Annotated in this window: 5 protein-coding genes, 1 tRNA gene and 1 pseudogene; 1 reads left to right on the forward strand and 6 read right to left on the reverse strand. The window is 72.1% G+C overall.

Annotated features, from left to right (window positions below; all coding sequences use genetic code 11):
* Both dcd and AC162C_RS06570 read right to left on the reverse strand, forming a co-directional pair.
* Positions 1-340, reverse strand: a 340-nt coding sequence (dcd, locus tag AC162C_RS06565; protein WP_484096861.1) for a dCTP deaminase, incomplete at its 3' end; no start/stop codon positions are given.
* 32 nt (positions 341-372) lie between these two features.
* Complete coding sequence (locus AC162C_RS06570) at positions 373-663, reverse strand: hypothetical protein (RefSeq protein WP_484096862.1); 291 nt, start codon at positions 661-663, stop codon at positions 373-375.
* A gap of 72 nt (positions 664-735) precedes the next feature.
* Between AC162C_RS06570 and AC162C_RS06575 the strand changes: the two genes are divergently transcribed.
* Positions 736-809, forward strand: a tRNA-Gly gene (locus AC162C_RS06575).
* A gap of 7 nt (positions 810-816) precedes the next feature.
* Here AC162C_RS06575 and AC162C_RS06580 read toward each other — a convergent pair.
* The 4 genes and pseudogenes from AC162C_RS06580 to AC162C_RS06595 all read right to left on the reverse strand — a co-directional run.
* Complete coding sequence (locus tag AC162C_RS06580) at positions 817-1617, reverse strand: phosphatase PAP2 family protein (protein ID WP_484096863.1); 801 nt, start codon at positions 1615-1617, stop codon at positions 817-819.
* On the reverse strand, positions 1610-3046 hold the full coding sequence (locus AC162C_RS06585; RefSeq protein ID WP_484096864.1) for a DEAD/DEAH box helicase: 1437 nt from the start codon (positions 3044-3046) through the stop codon (positions 1610-1612). The genes AC162C_RS06580 and AC162C_RS06585 overlap by 8 nt, the downstream gene beginning before the upstream one ends.
* A gap of 669 nt (positions 3047-3715) precedes the next feature.
* The gene (locus tag AC162C_RS06590; RefSeq protein WP_484096865.1) at positions 3716-4012 is read right to left on the reverse strand and encodes an antibiotic biosynthesis monooxygenase; all 297 of its coding nucleotides are present in this window, start codon (positions 4010-4012) and stop codon (positions 3716-3718) included.
* Positions 4013-4166: 154 nt separating this feature from the next.
* A pseudogene (locus tag AC162C_RS06595) lies at positions 4167-4624 on the reverse strand (hypothetical protein); the annotation flags it as partial.

The following is a 4624-nucleotide window of genomic DNA, read 5'->3' on the forward strand; positions in this document are numbered from 1 at the left end:
TGCTGTGGATCAGCAGCCCGAGCCGGCCGAGGCTGGACTTGCCTTCGACCCTGGCCACCAAGTCGTGGGGCAGGGCGATGCGCTCGAGGGTGCTGCCGAGCACGAACTCGCCCGGATGGAGGACGAAGCTGTTGCCGTCGTCGATCTCGACGAGGCGGGTCAGCTCCTCGAGGTTCCGCTTCACGTCGATCACCGGCATGGTGTGGTTGAGGAACACCCGGAAGTAGCGGTCGAGCCGCACGTCGACCGACGCAGGCTGGATCAGGTCTTCAGCGAAGGGCTCGAGCTGGATCCGCCCGGCGGCCACCTGCTCCCGGATGGTGTGGTCAGACAGGATCACGGCGGCGAACCTAGTGCGCCGCGCCCGGCCAGCTAGGAGGCGCCGACGGCCTTGGACGACTGGCGTGGGCCGTACCTCTGGTGGGCGGCCTGGGTAGTGACCCCCAGGGCCTCGCCGATGGCCGCCCACGACGCGCCGGACTCCCGAGCGAAGCCGACGAGCTCGAAGAGCTTCTTGTCAGCAGCGTCGCGGAGCGCCGCGGTGGCGGTGAGGGCCGCGCCCACGGTCAGCTCCCCGTCGCCCGTGCGGCCGACGAGGTCGCGCATCGAGACCTCGACGATCTCCCCCGCTGCGTCGGCTTCCCTCCGCCCAGCCTTCGGCATGGCGGCACGGTAGCCCGCCGGCTTCCCGGGTGAGGCAGCCGACGACTGCCGTCTAGGGTTAGCCTCTACCTCGCGGGTGTAGTTCAGAGGCAGAACATCAGCTTCCCAAGCTGAGAACGCGGGTTCGATTCCCGTCACCCGCTCCAGCGCGCGTCAGGCGGCGAGGTCGAGCACCGGCCGTCGACGACCCGCGCGGGTGAAGCGCCGGGCGAGCAGGTAGCCGAGCCCGACGATCGGGACCGCGCCCAGTGCGTCGACGAAGTAGTGGTTGCCGCTGACGACGATGGCGACCACGGTGGTCACCGGATACGCGATCGCGGCGACCTTCACCCAGAGACGCGAGGCACGCGGGAACACGACGCAGGCGCAGATCAGCGCCCAGACCGCGTGCATGCTCGGCATGGCCGCGTGCTGGTTGGCAACACCGCCGCCCGAGGAGAACGACCACAACGCCGAGAACTCGGTGAGCGTGTCGCGGAAGATCGGGGCACCACCGCTCCCGGCGAGCAGTCGGGGCGGGGTCGCGGGCCACAACGCCTGGATCGCGAGCGCGGCGACCGCGCTGATCGCGAGGGTGTTGCGCCAGAGCGGGTAGTCGTCGGGGTGCCGGCGGTAGAGCCACACGAACACCGCAGCCGTGGCCGCGAAGTGCATGAGCCCGTACCACCAGTTCGCGAGCACCCCGAACACCGAGCCGAACCCGAGCACGGCGGCCTGGATCGCCTGCTCGTGGAAGAGCCCGAACGTGCGCTCGAAGGCGACGATCCCGTCGCCGTTCCCGAGCGCGCTCGCGGGGATGCTCGGCGGCGCGATCGACGGCAACAGGACGGCCGCGACGAGCACGACCACGATGACGGTCCCGATCTCGGCCCACCAGCGCAGGCGTCCGCCACCTTGCAGCTGCTTCGCGCCGAAGGCTCGGCGCCACCAGGCGGTCGTGGTCTGCTCAGGCAACGCGGACCTTCTGCGCCTCGTCGCCGCGACGGCCCTCACCGATGTCGAACGTCACGACCTGGCCCGGGTCGAGGGAGCGGTACCCGCCGCCCTCGATCGAGGAGAAGTGGACGAACAGGTCCGCGCGCCCTTCACACTCGATGAAGCCGAAGCCCTTGCGGGCGTCGAACCACTTCACGGTCCCGGTCGGTGCACCGTTGCCGTTCGAGACCGTCGCGGGCACGCGCTCGGCGTCCCCGCTGGAGCGCTCCGGACGACGCGGCGGGTCGTCGAAGCGGTCGGTCCGGGCCAGGGTGCGATCGCGGTCCCTCGGCCCGGACGCATGGGCGGGCTCGCGCGCCGCCGGCGCGCGGTCGTGATCGGCGTCCTTCGGAGGCGATGCGACCGGGCGAGTGCCCGCGCTGTCGGCGAGGCGGCCCGGGATGCCGAGGCCGACCGGGAGGTGCAGCGTCTTCTGCAGGCGCTTCGCGAAGGCGGTCTGGTCGCGGTCCACGAGGGACACGACATGTCCTGACGCACCCGCCCGGGCGGTGCGGCCCGAACGGTGCGTGTAGTCCTTGGAGTCGGCCGGCGGGTCGAAGTGCACCACGCAGGCCACGTCGTCGACGTGGATGCCGCGCGCGGCGACGTCGGTGGCGACCAGCGCCTGCACCTGCCCCCGCGAGAAGCTCTCGAGGGCTCGGTCCCGCTGGCCCTGGGAGCGCCCACCGTGGATGGCCACGGTGCGCAGACCTGCACGGTCGAGGTCGCGCGACACCCGATCGGCGCGCCGCTTGGTTCGACAGAAGACGATCGTCGGGCCCGCGTCCTGCACGACGTCGGCGCACACGCGCAGGCGGGCGCCGTTGTCGATCTTCCAGAAGTGGTGCTCGACGAGGATGTCCTCGTGCGCCGGCTCCGGGAGACGGTGCACGACCGGGTCGTGCTGGTATCGGCGGACGAGCACGTCGACCGCTCCGTCGAGCGTCGCCGAGAAGAGGAGCGTCTGGCGGTCGTCGGCCGTGCGGTCGAGCAGACGCTTGACCTCGGGCAGGAAGCCCATGTCGGCCATGCGGTCGGCCTCGTCGACCACCACGAAGCTCACCTCGCTGAGGTCGACGTCGCGGGTGCCGACGAGGTCGGCGAGACGGCCGGGGCACGCAACGAGGACGTCGACACCTCGGCGCAACGCCTTGCGCTGCGCGCCGTACCCGACGCCGCCGTAGACGGTGGCGACGCGGAGCTTGCGCGGACCGCCGATCATGGTGAGCTCGCGCTCGACCTGCGCCGCGAGCTCGCGGGTGGGGACGAGCACGAGGCCCGACGGGCGCCCGGGACGGCCTTGCGCGACGCGCATCGCCAACGGGATGCCGAAGGCGAGCGTCTTGCCCGAGCCGGTCGGGGCGCGCCCGCAGACGTCGCGGCCCGCACAGCCGTCGGGGATGGTCATGGTCTGGATGGGGAAGGGGGATTCGATGCCTCGGGCCCTGAGCGACTCGCTCAGGTCGCGGGGCACGCCGAGATCGGCGAAGGACGTGGACATGGTGTGGTTGCTCCGTGGTTGCGCTCGCCGTAGGTGGCGAGCAGGTGCTGGACAGGTCTCACGAGGGGCGGATGAACCCCGAGACGCTGATCCGGCACCACCGACATGTTGTGTCGGGACCGAAGCAATAGAACAAGGAGGACAAGCCCGTTGCGGCTGCTCGACGTCGTGTGTCACAGGCGACGTTCGAGGAAGAACCCCATGGTATCAGTCCGACGGCGCGATCCCACGGTCGGGCCGACCCGACGATGTGCCGCCGCCGAGTCCTACCCGACGGGGCGGAGGCGATCGCGGCGCACGGACCGGAGTCGGGTGGCACCCCGCCACCCGCAGGCGGACAGCACCATCCACGCGACGAGCACGAGGCTGTACACGGAGACGAGGGTGCTCCGTGATCCTCACCACCGAGCGCGGGCTTCGGGCGGCACGCTCGCGCCGGACCTCCTCACGCCGGACCTCCTCACGCCGGACCTCCCGGCGCCCCGTCTCGAAGCCGCCGGCACGGTGGCGCGGCGCGACGTCAGGTCCGGCGGGCCGAGCACGCAGGTTCGCGTCCCGTCCGCAGGCTGCGCACGCTCAGCCCTGCTCCTCCCAGCTCATGTTCCCGGTGTGCGTCTCACGCAGCGCGACGCGATCGGCCAGGTTCTCCTTCACCCAGTCGGCGGCGAGCTCGTTGGCGCGCTCGGCCTCGTCGGCCGTCTCCCAGACGCTGAACGAGACGATGCCGCCGTCGTCGAGCGTGCCCACCTCGTAGCGCACGAAGCCGGGCTGGCTCTCGAAGAGCGGGATCATCCCCCCGCGCGCGATCCCGACCGCCTCGTCCGCCGTGCCCGACGTCATGTCGTACAGCGCGATCCGCAAGTGGTGTGACACGTCTCGACCTCCATGGATCCGGGCCCCGGCCCCAGCGGCGGGAGCCGCAGGAGCGTAGCCGACCTCGCGGCCGACCTCGCGGCCGGCTTCCGCGCCGCCGCGCACACGCCGGGGCGGAACCCGCGGGCCCGGGCCCCGGCAGCCGCTCCTGTGCTCAGCAGGAGTCGCCCGGGGGCGCGCCGCAGACCTGGACGGAGCGCTCCCCCTCGAGCCCGCCACCGCTCACCGCGCTCACCTGGTAGTAGGCGACCGCACCGGGAGTGTCGGTGTAGTTCGTCGAGGTGCTGCTCCCGACGAGCGAGCCGCTCGTACCCATGCTCGAGGACCGGTAGACCCGGTACTGGGCCGCCCCGGGCGTCGGGTTCCACGTGAGCGAGACCTCCCCGCTGCCGCCGCCCGCGCCGGCCGAGAGGCCGGACACCTGCGAGGGCGCCGCGGCGGCCGTGGTCGGCGTCGAGGGCTCGGTCGGGGCCGTCGTGCTCGGTGGGGAGGTGCTGGTCGAGGACGACGACGTCGTGCTCCGGCGGGTGCGGCCACCGTCGTCACCGCCCGAGACCAGCAGCGCTATGCCGACCCCCACCGCGACACCGACCAGGAGCACGCCGAGTACCA

The organism is Gaiella sp. (assembly GCF_057140465.1).